Raw genomic sequence first — 15,522 nt, 5'->3', positions numbered from 1 at the left:
CTGCGACCTCTTCTGTCATACCATAGGGATTGTCAGGCTCTCAGGACAATTGAGGATTCCTAACAAAGCTTGGGGGCTGGATTGGGAAATCGGCGCAAATTTCGCATTTGTTGATACGCCAATGTGCTTATTCCGCATGACCTTGCCCAAAAGGACCAGTGCCTCCTTTTCCGCCTGATCGGGGCGAACGGCGCATTTTATGACCGTTTATCCCGCCATTCCCGGCATAAAATGCCGCATCGCGGCATACGCATGACACAAAGTAATAAAAGCGACATAAAAGCCCGGTCTATACGCCGAAGCCAGTATATGCCCCCCACCCTCCCGGGCGTAGCCAATCCTCATCGGGACCCCGCCCCCGGTTTCACAGCCCCCGTGAATCCGGTCGCGACCATGCCCCGACCCAGGGATCAAGGTTTAACCATGAGGGAAATTTGCATGAAGAAACTGCTGTTCACCACCACGGCGCTTGCCCTCTTCGCGCCGATGGCCGTGCAGGCTGCCGAGGCCGATCAGGCCGAACCTTCGAGCGAAATCATCGTTACCGGCACGCGCCAGACCGGCATGAAGGCCGCCGACAGCGCCGCCCCGATCCAGCTCATCGGCACGCAGGCGTTTCAAAGCGTGGGCCAGCAGGATCTGACGCAGGTTCTGGCCCAGACGCTGCCCTCGCTGAACTTCCAGGGCTTTGGTGGCGATACGGCCAACCTGACCCTCTCGGCCGCGCTGCGCGGCATCAATCCCAACGACACGCTGGTGCTGATCAACGGCAAGCGCCGCCACACCACCGCCAACCTCGCCGTGCTGGGCGGCAGCCCCTATTCGGGCAGCGCCACCACCGACCTCTCCTTCGTACCCACCAACGCCATCGGCCGCATCGAAGTGCTGCAGGATGGCGCCGCGGCGCAATATGGTTCGGACGCGATCGCGGGCGTGGTCAACATCATGCTGAAAAGCGCCGACCATGGCGGCAGCTTCACCGCCACGGGCGGCAGCAACTATGAAAACGGCGGCAAGACGGCAGCCACCGCACTCAACCTCGGCTTCAAGCTGGGCGAAAAGGGCTTCATCAACGTCACCGGCGAATACAAGTTCCACGACTATACCTCGCACGGCAATTACGACCGCCGCTTCTTCTATGCGGACGGCTCGCTCAAGCCCGGCCAGAGCGCGGTGGTCACCAACGGCCTCAAGAGCTTCCCCGGCTATCCCAACGTCAACAACATCAATGGCGATGCGCGCTATTCGATTTACAACCTGTCGTTCAACGCCGGCTATGACGTCGGTTCGGACGCGCAGGTCTATGCTTTCGGCACCTATGGCAATCGCAACGCCAAGGCCTATGAAAATTATCGTTCGCCCAGCCGCGTTTCGGGCACGACCAGCACCGGCACGACGGTCTATCCGCTGGCCTCGGGCTTCCAGCCGCAGGAAAACATCCGCGAGGAAGACTTCTCGCTGACCGCCGGGATCAAGGGCAAGGCCGCAGAGTGGAACTATGACCTCTCGCTGACCTACGGCAAGGATGCGGTCTCGCTCTACACCATCAATTCGGCCAACCCTTCGCTCTTTGCCATGGAGCAATCGGCCAGCGCGACCGCGTTGACCGGCCTCCAGCGCAATTTCTATGATGGCCAGCTTTCGAACAGCGAATGGGTTGGCAATATCGACATCAGCCGCGATTTCGATCTGGGCCTTTCCAAGCCGCTGACTTTGGCCTTCGGCGGCGAATATCGCCAGGGCAACTATTCGATCACCTCGGGTGAATACGGCTCGTATGCCTTTGGCGGCGGTCAGTCCTATCCTGGCTTTGCCCCGACCGACGCCGGTTCCTATGGCCGCACCTCCTATGCCGGCTATGCCGATGTTGCGCTGGATCCGATCGAACATCTGCATGTCGATGTGGCGGGCCGCTATGAACATTATTCCGACTTCGGCTCGACCGTGGCAGGCAAGTTCAACGCCCGCTATGACTTCAGCGACATGCTGGGCATTCGCGGCACCGTGTCGAACGGCTTCCGCGCCCCCACTCTGGCCGAACAGTATTATTCGTCTGTCAACGTCGGCCCCGGCTCGACCTTCGGCCAGTTGCCCCCCAACTCGGCGGCGGCCCAGATCCTTGGCTTCCCCAAGCTGAAGGCGGAAAAGTCGACCAACTTCTCGCTCGGCTTCGTCGCCCACCCGCTGCCCAAGCTGCAGATCACGGTTGACGCCTATCAGATCAAGATCAAGGACCGCATCGTTCCCTCGGGCGACATCTTCGGTACGGTGGGCACCACCGTCGTGTCGCAGGCCGTGGTCAACGCGCTGATCTCGCGAGGCGTATCGCTGGCCGATGCCTCGTCCTATGCCGGTATCGACATCTTCAGCAACGGCGTCAGCACCCGCACCCGCGGCGTTGAAGCCACCGCCAGCTACAGCAGCGATTTCGGCGAAATGGGCAAGGTCGACTGGTCGCTGGGCGCCAACTATAACAAGACCGACATCACCAAGGTCAACGGCCTGCCCGCCGCCGTCTATAATGCGGCTCAGGGCCAGACCGACCTGCTGACCCAGACCGCCAAGGATGCGCTGACCACGGCCACGCCGCGCGTCAAGCTGATCGCCAACGCGCTGTGGAACATCGGCCAGTTCTCGGTCAACCTTCGCGAAACGATGTATGGCACCACCAGCCAGCACATCAGCACCGACGGCACCGGCAATTGCGCCACCAGCGATACGGCCACCTGCCGCCTGATGAAGATCGGCACGACCTTCATCACCGACCTCAACGTGGGCTATAAGTTCACCCCCAAGATCCGCTTCGACCTTGGCGCGAACAACCTGTTCGACAAGCAGGCGCCCACCATGCCCACCATCAACAAGGGCACGACCGGCGAACGTCCGTTGGCCAACAATGTGTACAATGCCCCGCTTTCCTTTACGCCCTGGGGTATCAACGGGGGCTATTACTACGCCCGCGTGACCGTCAACTTCTAATCCAGCCTGACACCTGCGGCCCGGCCTGCAGTCCTTTAAAGGGCGCGCAGGCCGGGCTTTTTCTTTGCCCATTGCGGCCCTTTGGCCCTATGCGGATAATGTGATGAGCGATCCTTTTGCCCAAGCAGCAGCGGCGCTGGCCGATGCCCCCGCCCGCGCGGAAAAGCTGGCGCGCGCGCTGGCGGCCCGCGCGCCGCAAGACCCCCGCCCCCGCCTGATCCTGGCCTCGGCCCTGCGGCGACAGGGACGCTGCGTCGAGGCTCTGGGCCTGCTGGCGCCCTTGGCCCAAGCGTTCCCCCGTGCGGCGCGCACGCGCTATGAACTGGGCCTGTGCCTGCGCGCGACCGGGCGCGGGGCCGACGGACTGGCGCAGCTCGAAGCGGCGGTCCAGCTTGACCCGGCGCTGGGCGAGGCATGGGAAGCGCTGGCCGATACGGCTTTTTCCATGGGCGATGCCGCGCGCGAAACGCGGGCCAAAGCGGCGCTGGCGCGGCTCTCGGCCGATCATCCCGATGTGGGCCGGGCGGCCGAAATGGTGGCGCTTGGCCGCCATGGCGAGGCAGAACCGATCCTGCGCGCCTTTCTGCTGGCCCAGCCCAACCATGCCGAGGCCTCGCGCCTGCTGGCCGCCTGTTATGTGGCGGTGCGGGCCTTTGACAATGCCGAGACTTTGCTGCGTCATGCCTTGACGCTCGATCCCGGCTTTACGATCGCCCGCTTTGATCTGGCCCGCACTCTGTTTATGCGGCAGGAGGCCGAGGCGGCGATGCGCGAGCTTGCGCCCTTGCTGGCCGCCGAACCGGCCAATCCGGCCTATCGCAATCTTCAGGCCGGTTGTCTCGCACTGCTGGGCGATGAGGCGGGGGCCGAGGCTTTGCATGCCGGTTTGGCGCGGGAATTTCCCGGTAATCCGCGCGTGGCCATCAACCACGGCCATGCGCTGCGCACCAAGGGCGAGCGTGATGCCGCCATTGCCGCCTATCGCCGCGCGGCCTCGCTCGCGCCTCATGTGGGCGAGGCATGGTGGTCGCTGGCCAATCTGAAGGTCGCGGCCTTGAGCGAGGACGATCTGGCCGCCATGCGCGCTCTGCTGGCGCGGCGCGACCTGGCCGAGGTCGACCGGCTGCATCTGGAATTTGCCGTGGGCCGCGCCGCCGAGGATGCGGGGCGCGCGGGCGATGCCTTTGCCCATTATGCGCGGGGCAACGCGTTGGTGCGCCGCCACTTCGGCATGGTGGCCGAGGATTATCCGGCCCAGGCGGCGCGGGTTTCGGCGCAGTTTACGCCCGAGTTTTTTGCCGCCCGCGAAGGATGGGGCGCCGACAGCGATGCCCCGATCTTCGTCGTCGGCCTGCCGCGCTCCGGCTCCACACTGGTCGAACAGATTCTGGCCAGCCACCCCGACATCGAGGGCACGATGGAATTGCCCTATATTGGCGCGCTGGCGGCGCGGATTGCGGCGCAGGGGGAGGATGCCGTGGCGCAGGCCGATGCCGCGCAGGTGCGCGCATGGGGCGAGGAATATCTGGCGCGCGCGGCGGTGCATCGGCGGCTGGGCCGGGCGCGGTTTATCGACAAGATGCCCAACAATTTCCGCCATATCGGGCTGATCCGGCTGATCCTGCCCCATGCGCGGATTGTCGATGTGCGGCGCGCGCCGATGGCGGCCTGCTTCTCCGGGTTCAAACAGCTCTTTGCCGAAGGGCAGGAGTTTTCCTATGATCTGAAAGAGTTGGGGCGCTATTACCAGCACTATCTCGCGCTGATCCGCCACTTCGCGCGGGCCGTGCCGGGGGCAGTCCATACGCTGGTCTATGAGGATCTGGTCGAGGATACCGAAGGCCAGGTGCGGCGATTGCTGGATGCTGTGGGGGTGGATTTCGACCCGGCCTGCCTGCGGTTCTTCGAAAATGACCGCGCGGTGCGCACCGTTTCCAGCGAGCAGGTGCGGCGGCCGATCTATCGCTCCGGGCTGGACCACTGGCGGGCGTTTGAGGGGGATTTGGGGGCTTTGAAGGAAGCCTTGGGGGATGCGTTGGAAGGGTGGCGGTAAGGTTTTGCCTCCGGCGGGCAAAGGGCGGGGGCCCTTTGCAATCCCGTTACTGGTGGCGTTCGGTTGGCAGCGGCGCGTTTTGCGAAATGTATGAAAGCCTGCGGCGCTTTTGATGGCGCCACAGGCTTTCAAATTTCTACCTTGCGTCCGACACTTAAGATCGAACCTGCGCGCAACGCAGACAATTATGGGAGCGCGAGGGGCGAGCCCCTCGCATCTTAAAAATCGCGAAGCGAATGGCGGCCAAGCCGCAACACCGGACCGCCCAAACGCTTACTCCGCCGCGATCCCCGCCGCCTTGAACATATCCTCGGTCCCCTCGCCTTCGTCAAAGACGAGCGCGGCGGGATCGTTGGCCTTGGCCTTGCGGCGCGAATCAAAGCTGGACCACACGGTGTTCCAATCGCCGCGGGTGGCGCCCTTGGAATATTCGGTGGCGCGGGTTTCGAAGAAGTTGGCGTGCTCGACGCCGTTGAGCAGCGGCTGGAGCCAGGGCAGCGGGTGATCCTCGATCATGTAGATCGGCTGGAAGCCAAGCTGGCCCAGACGCCAGTCGGCGATGTAGCGGATATAGCGCTTGATGTCCTTGGCGCTCATGCCCGGCACGGGGCCTTGTTCGAAGGCAAGGTCGATGAAGGCGTCTTCGAGGCGCACCGTCTTCTGGCAGCAGTCGATGATGTCTTCCTTGACCGCCTTGGTCAGGCAGCCGCGTTCCTTCACGAAGGTGTGGAACAGCTTGATGATGCCTTCGCAATGCAGCGATTCATCGCGGATCGACCAGGTGACGATCTGCCCCATACCCTTCATCTTGTTGAAGCGGGGGAAGTTCATCAGCATGGCGAAGGAGGCGAAAAGCTGCAGCCCTTCGGTAAAGCCGCCGAACATGGCCAGCGTGCGGGCAATATCCTCGTCCGAATCGACGCCGAAGGTCGCCATATAGTCGTGCTTGGCCTTCATTTCCTCATATTCGAGGAACATGCCATATTCGGTTTCGGGCATGCCGATCGTGTCGAGCAGATGCGAATAGGCCGCGATATGGATCGTTTCCATGTTCGAAAACGCCGCCAGCATCATCTTGATTTCGGTCGGCTTGAACACGCGGCCGTATTTTTCGTGATAGCAGTCCTGCACTTCCACGTCGGCCTGCGTGAAGAAGCGGAAGATCTGGGTGAGCAGGTTGCGCTCATGCTCGGAAATCTTCTGCGCCCAGTCGCGGCAATCCTCGCCCAGCGGCACTTCCTCAGGCAGCCAGTGGACCTGCTGCTGGCGTTTCCAGAAGTCGTAAGCCCACGGATATTCGAAGGGTTTGTAGGTCTTACTGGCTTCGAGAAGGGACATGCGACTGCTCCAGAATCGGCGGTTTTCAAGGGCCCGAGACGGGCGGGAGCGCCAATAGATACGCGGCCCGGCCCATCAACAGATAGATGGTATTGCGTGCAGGCAACCACAAGGTCTTGTGGGTATGCGTTACATCGACTGCGCGCGCTTGATAACAGTTTCGGCGCCGGGATGCATCGGCCCGCAGAGCTTTCCCACAGATTCGGCGGAGGAATTTTTTGTCGGGGAAGAAGGGAAAGAAAATGCGAGGGACTCGTCCCTCGCGCTCCCGTTATTGTCTGCGTTGCGCCACGGGTTCGGCCAATGGGTGTCGGACGCGGCCTCGAAACAGGAAAGCCTGCGGCGCTGTTGAATGGCGCCGCAGGCTTTCAAATTCAACCGACTGGCGCCCCGCTGCAAACAAAGCGCCACACCCGTAAAGGGATTGCAAAGGGCCCCCGCCCTTTGCCCGCCGGAGGCAAAAACTTACTTCCAGAACCAACGCGGCGACAACCCGCGGCCCTTACGAAAACCCCACATCTGAACATAGAGCCAGATGCCCGAGATCGAGAAGAAGAGCAGCGCAAAGCCGGTAAGCGTCGAGATCAGCACGCCGACCGGGCCGAACTCTTCGCCCGAATGCAGGTGGTGGAGCAGGCCGACAAGACTCTGGCCGCCCTTTTGCTTGGGCCGGCACATCACATCAGCAGGGCAGACGAAATCGGGCTGGAGCTTGGAAACCGGGGCCGGGGCGCCCTGCGCCTGCTGCGGCTTGGCCTGAGTCAGCGGCACGATCTGGCTGAGCACGCCGGTAACGGCCATCCACAACATGAAAACGCCGAAAAACAGGCTGAGCCAGCGGTGCCACTTACGCATGAAATTCCCTTCCTAGAATCGGGCCTTGAACAAGCGCGGTCCCGTTGCGCGCCCAGGTTACGCGCTGATGAAAAGCAGGCAATGCGACATATTGGCAAGCCACGAAGGGTGAGAAAATGTCGCAAGCCGTGTCAGGGGGAGGATAGGGATAGATGCGAGGGACTCGTCCCTCGCGCTCCTGTTACTGTCTGCGTTACGCCATGGGTTCGGCCGATGGGTGTCGTACGCAATGCTGGAACGATGAAGCCTGCGGCACCGATACATAGCGCCGCAGGCTTTCATTCATTTCGCAAAACGCCCCGATGCCAACGAAGCTCCACCCCATTAACGGGATTGCAAAGGGCCCCCGCCCTTTGCCCGCCGGAGGCATCAAACCCTGCGAAATATCACTGACAGGCCAGACATTCCTCATAGTCCGTCTGCTCGCCCGCGCTCAGTTCGATCTTGGGCGCCTCGGAGGTGTTGTCCGCCTCGACCCCGCCAGCAAAGCCCGCGCGCTGCACCGACTTCGAGCGCAGGTAGTAGAGCGACTTGATGCCCTTTTCCCACGCCTGATAGTGCAGCATCATCAGGTCCCACTTGTCCACGTCGGCCGGGATATAGAGGTTCAGCGACTGGGCCTGATCGATATAGGGCGTGCGGTCGGCGGCGAATTCGAGCAGCCAGCGCTGGTCGATTTCGAAGCTGGTCTTGTAGGTCGCCTTTTCCTCGGGGCTGAGAAAGTCGAGATGCTGGACCGAGCCGCCATGTTCGAGGATCGAGTTCCACACATTGGTGGAATCCTTCGATTTGCTGGCCAGCAGCTTTTGCAGATAGGGGTTCTTGACGACGAACGAGCCCGACAGCGTCTTGTGGGTGTAGATGTTGGCCGGGATCGGCTCGATGCAGGCGCTGGTGCCGCCGCAGATGATGCTGATCGAAGCGGTCGGCGCGATGGCCATCTTGCAGGAAAAACGCTGCATCACGCCCATGTCGGCAGCGTCCGGACATGCGCCGCGTTCCTGGGCCAACAGGATGCTCGCCTCGTCCGCCTTGGCCGAGATGTGCTTGAACATCTTGAGGTTCCACGCCTTCGCCATCGCGCTTTCAAAGGCGATGCCCTTCTTTTGCAGGAAGGAGTGGTAGCCCATCACGCCCATGCCGACCGAGCGTTCGCGACTGGCCGAATATTTGGCGCGGGCCATTTCGGACGGTGCGCGGTCGATATAATCCTGCAGCACATTGTCGAGGAAACGCAGCACGTCCTCGATAAAGCGCTTGTCGCCGTTCCACTCGTCCCACGTCTCAAGGTTGAGCGAGGAGAGGCAGCACACGGCGGTGCGGTCATTGCCCAGATGGTCCTTGCCCGTGGGCAGGGTGATTTCGCTGCACAGGTTCGAGGTATAGACCTTGAGACCCAGATCGCGGTGATGCTTGGGCATCATGCGGTTCACCGTGTCGGAGAACACAAGGTAAGGCTCGCCGGTGGCCAGACGCACTTCGACCAGCTTCTGAAACAGGCTGCGCGCGTCGACCTTGCCGCGCACGCTGCCGTCCTTGGGTGATTTCAGCTCAAACTCGCGCCCGTCGCGCACCGCCTGCATGAAATCATCGGTCAACAGCACGCCGTGGTGCAGGTTGAGCGCCTTGCGGTTGAAGTCGCCGCTGGTCTTGCGGATTTCGAGGAATTCCTCGATTTCCGGGTGCGACACGTCAAGGTAAGCCGCCGCCGAACCACGGCGCAACGACCCCTGCGAAATCGCCAGCGTCAGGCTGTCCATCACGCGCACGAAGGGGATGATGCCGCTGGTCTTGCCGTTGAGGCCGACCTGCTCGCCAATGCCGCGCACCTTGCCCCAATAGGTACCGATGCCGCCGCCGCGCGAGGCGAGCCAGACGTTTTCGGTCCAGGTCGAGACGATGCCGTCCAGGCTGTCCTCGACCGTGTTCAGATAGCACGAGATCGGCAGGCCGCGCCCCGTGCCGCCGTTCGACAAAACCGGCGTTGCGGGCATGAACCACAGCTTGGAAATATAGTCATAGATCCGCTGGGCATGTTCGGCATCGTCGGCATAGGCGTCAGCCACGCGGGCAAACAGGTCCTGATACTTCTCGCCGGGCAGCAGATAGCGGTCATCAAGCGTCTCGCGCCCGAAATCGGTCAGCAACGCATCACGCGAAGGATCGGTCACGATGTTGAACCGGCGCGCATCGACGCGCTTGGTGTCCTCGGGCTGCTTGGGCGAGGAAGCGGCGGCGGCCGCCACGCTGAGCAGGTCGCCCATACGTTCGGCGGTCAGCAAATCAGGGGCCAGCAAATCGGCGGCCATATCGGTCTTGTCATTCATCGGCATAGCCGGGCCTGCGCCCGCCTCCTTCTTATCGGACAGAACGGCGGCGCCCTCGGCACCCGTCTGCGGCTCCGTCAGCGGCAAAGTCGAAAGATCGCTGTTGCGTTCGGCTCGCTCATCCCCGCTGCTGAAATCCACGTTCTGCCCCTCCATGGTGTTGAAACTGGTTGTTCCGGCGCCTTGCGGGGCTGCTCTTTTCCAAAGAATCGCGCCGCACCGAGGTTTTGCGGCCTCTGGCGGTCAATAACTAGGGATAGAGGTCGGCGCCCTTCACCGGCCACAACTTGTTGTGCCTCAAAGGCGGAAACATGCGCAAGAGGAAAGCGCTCCATCGCACATTTTGCCCGGGCCCGCCCGCCGGGGCGGCGACGCGCCGGAAATTGGGCATTAGGCTGTCACGCAAGAGTCAAAATGGGCGGAATCGAAAAAAGTTCTCCACATCTGGATGCGCCCTGCGGATGGGCTTTGCGCTTCGCGGCGGGCTGTACTAATCTGCTAGAACACCTCAACCCTTCCGGAGAAAACCGATGTTCCGCCTGATCGCCGCGCTGTTCTCCGGGCTTGTTGTCGGGCTGGTGGCCCGCTTTGTCTATCTGGGCACGGTGCCGATGGGGTGGTGGATGACGATTCTGCTGGGCATCGGGGGATCGTTGCTGGCCGATCTGGTGGTCAATCGCGGCGATGTGGGGCGCCCGGCCCGCCCGGCCGGATTCATCGCCTCGGTGGTGGGGGCGATGGCGCTGATTTTCATCGGGCGGCATATGGGCTGGCATTGATGTAAATAAGCAACGTCTTGTAATCTTCATAAAATCGTCATCAAAGCGCCTCTGTTCCGCCACCTGTCCGTAACAGGGCGGCCCTAGGCCGCGCCCCATCACTGCATCCTGCACATGGGGGTCGTCATGTCCAAACTTTGCTATCTTCTGCTTGCCGCCAGCGCACTCTGCCCGCTCGTTTCCGTCCATGCCGCCGAAACGCCGGCCGCGGCCGAAGCGCCAGCCGCCGATGCCGGCGAATCGGACGCCATCGTCGTGGTGGGGCAAGGCGTCGTGCGTCAGGCCCAGACCCTGACCACCAAGGATCTGGCCGTGCTGGTCCCCGGCACCAGCCCGTTCAAGGCCATCGAAAACCTGCCCAGCGTCAATTTCCAGAGCGCCGATCCCTTCGGTTCGTATGAATGGGCCATGCGCGTCTCGATTCGCGGCTTCAACCAGAACCAGCTCGGCTTCACCCTCGACGGCGTGCCGCTGGGCGATGCCACCTATGGCAACCTGAACGGCCTGCATATCAGCCGCGCGATCATCACCGACAATATCGGCGCCACCCGCGTGACGCAGGGCGCGGGCGCTCTGGGCACGCAGGCGACCAACAATCTGGGCGGCACGGTCGAGTTTTCCAGCATGGACCCGCTCGACCATTTCGCGCTGGATGCCGCCGCCACCTATGGCAGCTTCAACAGCTGGCGCACCTATGGCCGGGTCAACGCGGCCAGCGCCAATGGCGACCTGCGCGGCTATATCGCGGTCGATCACCACGAAACCTCGAAATGGAAGGGCTATGGCCAGCAGCGCCAGACGCTGGTGAACGCCAAGATCGTGGGGGATGTGGGCAAAACCCAGCTGTCGGCCTATGCATCCTATTCCGACCGCGCCGAGGTTGATTACCAGGACCTCAGCCTCGGAATGCTGAACCGCCTCGGCTATAACTGGGACAATATTTCAAACAATTACGCGCTGGCGGTCAAGGTGGCCGATGTGGCGGCCAACAACGGCTATTCGGGCGCCACGCCCACCAATCCCTCGGCGGGCACCGCATGGCCCGCGCCCTTTGCCAATGCCGATGATGCCTATTATTCGGGCGGCGGTCTGCGCAAGGACTTCCTCGGCTGGGTGGGCGCCAAGACCCAGTTCAGCGAGAAGTTCTCCGGCGAGATCAAGGCCTATTACCACGACAACAAGGGCCGCGGCCTCTGGTGGACGCCCTATGTCAACAGCCCGAACGGCATCCCGCTCTCGCTGCGCACCACCGAATATGCGATCAAGCGCGGCGGCATTTTCGGCCATATCGACGGCGAGATCGGCGCGCATAAGCTGACCGTCGGCGGCTGGTGGGAACACAATGCCTTCAATCAGGCGCGCCGCTATTACGCCGTGCTCAGCCGCACCGATCCGGGTCAGGGCCTGCTCGACTGGCCCAGCAACCCCTTCGCCACGCAATGGGAGCTGAACTTCGCCACCGAAACGCTGCAATATCATGTGGCCGATACGGTGAAATATGGCGACCTGACCATCAATCTGGGCTGGAAGGGCTTTGCCGTCATCAACAAGGCCAGTCCCGTGATCGCGGGCGGGCGCGCCTCGGGCCGGATCACGGCCAAGGACTGGTTCCAGCCCACCATAGGCGCGGCCTATAAGATCGGCGGCAATGGCGAAATCTATGCCGGTTTCGCCCAGTCCACCCGCGCCTATCAGTCGGCCACCACCAGCGGCCCCTTCTCGGCCACGCAGGCCGGGTTCGACGCGGTGAAGAACACGCTTAAGCCTGAAAGCTCGGACACGTATGAGGCCGGTTATCGCTATTCGGATGCGCGCATCAACGCCACGCTGGGCGCATACCTGACCAATTTCCACAACCGCCTGCTGGTGATCCCCACCGCCGCGGGAATCGTGGGTGCGGCCAATCTGCTGTCCAACGTGGGCGGCGTGCGCTCGGCGGGGATCGAGGCGCTGGTCAACGCCCGTCTGGGCCATGGCTTCTCCACCACCCTGTCCTATGCCTATAATGACAGCACCTATCGCGACAACATCGGCACCTACCAACTGGTCGGCAAAACCACTGTCGATGCGCCAAAGCACCTAGCCCGCGCCGAACTGGCCTATGATAACAAGGTGATCTTTGGACGGGTTGCGGTCAATTATATGTCGAAGCGCTATTTCACCTATACCAATGATCAATCGGTGGGCGGCCGCACGCTGGTCGATGCCAGCCTCGGCTATCGCGTCAAGACGCCCTTCTCGGACCGCCCGATCGAGCTTCAGGTCAATGCGACCAATCTGTTCGACGTGAAATATGTCTCGACCATCGGCACCAACGGCTTCGGCTTCAGCGGCGACAACCAGACGTTGATGGTGGGCGCGCCGCGCGCGGTGTTCGGCACGATCAAGGCGGGCTTCTGATGGGCGTGAAATCGGCGTTTCTGGGTCTGTTGCTGGCGGCGGGGATGATCCCTGCCGCCACGGCCAAACCGGCGGCCAAACCGGCGCATCACCCGGTGCTGATGATCTCGATCGACGGGCTGCGTCCGGGCGATGTGATCGAGGCGGACAAGCGGGGGCTGAAAATCCCCGCCCTGCGCGCACTGCTGGCCGAGGGCACCCATGCGGCGGGCGTGGTCGGCGTGTTGCCCACGCTGACCTTCCCCAGCCACACGACGCTGATCACCGGGGTCGATCCGGCGCATCACGGCGTGCTCAACAATGTGACCTTCGACCCGACCGCGATCAACCAGGACGGCTGGTACTGGTATGCCAGCGACATCAAGGTGCCCACCTTGTGGGATGCGGCGCGGGCCAAGGGGCTGACCACCGGCAATGTCCACTGGCCGGTCAGCGTGGGGGCCAAGATCGGCTGGAACCTGCCCCAGATCTGGCGCACCGGCCATCCCGATGACGCCAAGCTGGTGGCTGCGCTTTCCACGCCGGGCCTGTTGCCCGAACTGGAGGCCAAGGAAGGCCCCTATGCGCCCGGCAAGGATGAGGACCTGCCCGCCGACCAGACGCGGGGGCGTTTTGCCGCCCGCCTGATTGCGGCGCATCATCCCGATTTTCTGACCGTTTACCTGACCGCGCTGGACCATACCCAGCATGAGACGGGGCCCGACAGCGCGCAAAGCCATGCCGTGCTGGAAAGCATCGACGCCATCGTCGGCAATCTGGTTGCGGCCGAGCGCAAGGCCCATCCCGATGCGGTGATCGCGCTGGTGTCGGATCATGGCTTTGCGGCGGTGGACAATGCCTTCAACCTCAGCCGCGCGCTGATCGATGCGGGGCTGATTCGCCTGTCGACGCCCGATCAACTGGGGCGGCAAAAGATCGAGAGCTGGGACGCGGTGGCGTGGGCCTCGGGCGGATCGGTGGCGGTGGTGCTGGCGCGGCCGGATGACGCGGCGCTCAAGGCCAAGGTGCGCGAGCTGCTGGTGGGGCTGAAGGCCGATCCGGCCAACCGCATCATCGACATGCTGGAGGGCGACGCCATCGCCAAGGCGGGCGGCAACCCGCAAGCCGGCTTCTATCTCAATCTTGCCCCGCCAATGCTGGCCACCGGCTATGTCGCGCCCGGCCTGCCGCTGCGTTTTGTGCCGCCGACCAAGGGGATGCACGGCTTCTTCCCCGCCGATCCGCGTATGCGCTCGACCTTTATGATTGCCGGGCCGGGCGTGCCCAAGGGCCGCGATCTGGGCGAGATCGACATGCGCGCCATCGCACCCACGCTGGCGCGGATCATGGGGGCCCGGCTGGATCAGGCCGAAGCCCCGGCGATCACCTTCTGAGACGCCTGACGCGCAGGGTTTGACCCCTGCGCGTCAGGCCTGTTTGTTTATTGTATTTTTATTTGCCGCTCCGCCGGCTTTCCCATACCCCACAATCCGACAGCGATAGAACATAACCATAGTCAGTCGTCCGTCGGGAGGGTTCTGGAAATACGGGATTAAGCCCTCGCGGAGTTCGATTACTGATGCGATTACACCATATTCTGGTGCTTTTTCTGGCGAATGGCGGAAATGCCATGGCACAGGAAAACTATTCTCTCGATCATCTTGAGCAATTGGCGCAGGACACCAATCCTGCTCTTCAGGCTGCCCAGCGCGATGTCGCCATCGCCCGCAGCGAGGTGAGCACCGCGCGCGCCCTGCCCAACCCCACGGTCGAATTCATGACCGGCCCGATGCGGTATAAGCCGGTGGCCAGCGGGCTTTCCGGCACGGCCACCAGCTACAGCCTGTCGCAGCCGCTCGACCTGCCCTTTTCGCGCACGCCGCGCATTGAGGCTGCCCGCGCCGGTTTGGCCGCCAGCGAGGCGGGCTTTGCCGGACAGGTGACCAACTGGCTGGCCAATCTGCGCATGGCCTATTACGACCTGCTGCGCCGCAGCGCCGAACAGGTCGTGGCCGAGGAAGATGTCGGCATCGTGCGCTCGATGCAGCAAAAAGTGTCCTTCAGCGTCAAGCAGGGCGAAACGGCCAAATTCGAAGCGATCCGCGCCGAGGCAGAATTGCTCAACGTGCAAAAGACCGCCGCCGCCGCCGCGCTGCGGGTGCAGCAGGCGCGCAGCCAGTTGCGGATGCTGGTGGGGCCCGCCCTGCCGGAGAATTTCACCGTGACGGGGCGTTTGCAGGCTTTGCCCAAATTGCCGCCCTTTGACGAGCTGGTCGAACAGGTCGCGCGCACCAACCCCGATCTGGTTCAGGCCCGTGCCCAGCAGGATCAGGCGCGCTATCGCCTGCGCACCGAGGAAGCGCTGCGCCTGCCGCAGATCGCGCTGCGCGCCGAACGCAGCGGCGACGCTGAACAGGACCAGACCCGCTTTGGCGTCAGCCTGACCGTGCCCATCTGGGACCGGCGCAAGGGGCCGGTGGCGGCCGCCGAGGCGCAATTGTCGAAATCCACGCTGGGGCTTGAGGCGCGCGAATATGCGGTGCGCCAGGAACTGGTGATCGCCTACAAGCAATATGAAATCGCCCAGAACACCGTGGCCGCACTCGAAGGCGGCGTGGTGTCGCAGGCGCAATCGGCGCTCAAGGTGGCCGAGTCGGCCTATCGCTTTGGCGAGCGCGGGTTGATCGACGTTCTGGACGCCCAGCGCGTGTTCCGCGCGGCGCGCGCCGATCTTATCAACAGCCGTTTCGATCTGGCCGTGGCGCTGGTCGAGATCCAGCGCCTCAGCTCCAACCTTGCGCAGAGATAAAAC

Annotated in this window: 9 protein-coding genes; 6 read left to right on the top strand and 3 right to left on the bottom strand. The window is 62.9% G+C overall.

Going from position 1 to position 15,522, the window contains the following annotated elements; translation table 11 throughout:
- The first annotated feature begins 438 nt into the window (after positions 1-438).
- Together FHW92_RS15780 and FHW92_RS15775 are read left to right on the top strand one after the other, a co-directional pair.
- The gene (locus tag FHW92_RS15780; RefSeq protein WP_168604240.1) at positions 439-2,979 is read left to right on the top strand and encodes a TonB-dependent receptor; all 2,541 of its coding nucleotides are present in this window, start codon (positions 439-441) and stop codon (positions 2,977-2,979) included.
- Positions 2,980-3,082: 103 nt separating this feature from the next.
- Positions 3,083-5,032 carry a tetratricopeptide repeat-containing sulfotransferase family protein gene (locus tag FHW92_RS15775; RefSeq protein ID WP_168604239.1) on the top strand — a complete coding sequence of 650 codons (1,950 nt, stop codon included), beginning with the start codon at positions 3,083-3,085 and terminating at the stop codon, positions 5,030-5,032.
- A gap of 273 nt (positions 5,033-5,305) precedes the next feature.
- Here the strand turns inward: FHW92_RS15775 and FHW92_RS15770 are convergent, their stop codons facing one another.
- From FHW92_RS15770 to FHW92_RS15760, 3 genes are all read right to left on the bottom strand, one after another.
- Positions 5,306-6,370, bottom strand: a complete 1,065-nt coding sequence (locus tag FHW92_RS15770; protein WP_168604238.1) for a ribonucleotide-diphosphate reductase subunit beta — start codon at positions 6,368-6,370, stop codon at positions 5,306-5,308.
- Between the two features lie 465 nt (positions 6,371-6,835).
- Positions 6,836-7,225, bottom strand: coding sequence for a PepSY-associated TM helix domain-containing protein (locus FHW92_RS15765; protein WP_168604237.1), 390 nt, complete (start codon positions 7,223-7,225; stop codon positions 6,836-6,838).
- A gap of 386 nt (positions 7,226-7,611) precedes the next feature.
- Positions 7,612-9,558 carry a ribonucleoside-diphosphate reductase subunit alpha gene (locus FHW92_RS15760; protein WP_246870217.1) on the bottom strand — a complete coding sequence of 649 codons (1,947 nt, stop codon included), beginning with the start codon at positions 9,556-9,558 and terminating at the stop codon, positions 7,612-7,614.
- 524 nt (positions 9,559-10,082) lie between these two features.
- Here FHW92_RS15760 and FHW92_RS15755 point away from each other — a divergent pair.
- From FHW92_RS15755 to FHW92_RS15740, 4 genes are all read left to right on the top strand, one after another.
- Positions 10,083-10,331, top strand: a complete 249-nt coding sequence (locus tag FHW92_RS15755; protein WP_168604235.1) for a GlsB/YeaQ/YmgE family stress response membrane protein — start codon at positions 10,083-10,085, stop codon at positions 10,329-10,331.
- Positions 10,332-10,457: 126 nt separating this feature from the next.
- Entirely contained in the window at positions 10,458-12,731 is a 2,274-nt protein-coding gene (locus FHW92_RS15750) for a TonB-dependent receptor (protein ID WP_246870195.1), read from the top strand.
- Between the two features lie 44 nt (positions 12,732-12,775).
- Positions 12,776-14,104: an ectonucleotide pyrophosphatase/phosphodiesterase gene (locus tag FHW92_RS15745; protein ID WP_246870216.1), complete on the top strand. Its 1,329-nt coding sequence runs from the start codon at positions 12,776-12,778 to the stop codon at positions 14,102-14,104.
- Positions 14,105-14,340: 236 nt separating this feature from the next.
- Positions 14,341-15,519 carry a TolC family protein gene (locus FHW92_RS15740; RefSeq protein ID WP_246870194.1) on the top strand — a complete coding sequence of 393 codons (1,179 nt, stop codon included), beginning with the start codon at positions 14,341-14,343 and terminating at the stop codon, positions 15,517-15,519.
- Positions 15,520-15,522 lie beyond the last annotated feature (3 nt).

It is taken from the genome of Novosphingobium sp. SG707, from assembly GCF_012275515.1.
In the GTDB taxonomy this organism is placed as follows: domain Bacteria; phylum Pseudomonadota; class Alphaproteobacteria; order Sphingomonadales; family Sphingomonadaceae; genus Novosphingobium.
This window is presented reverse-complemented; position numbering and strand designations above follow the sequence as displayed.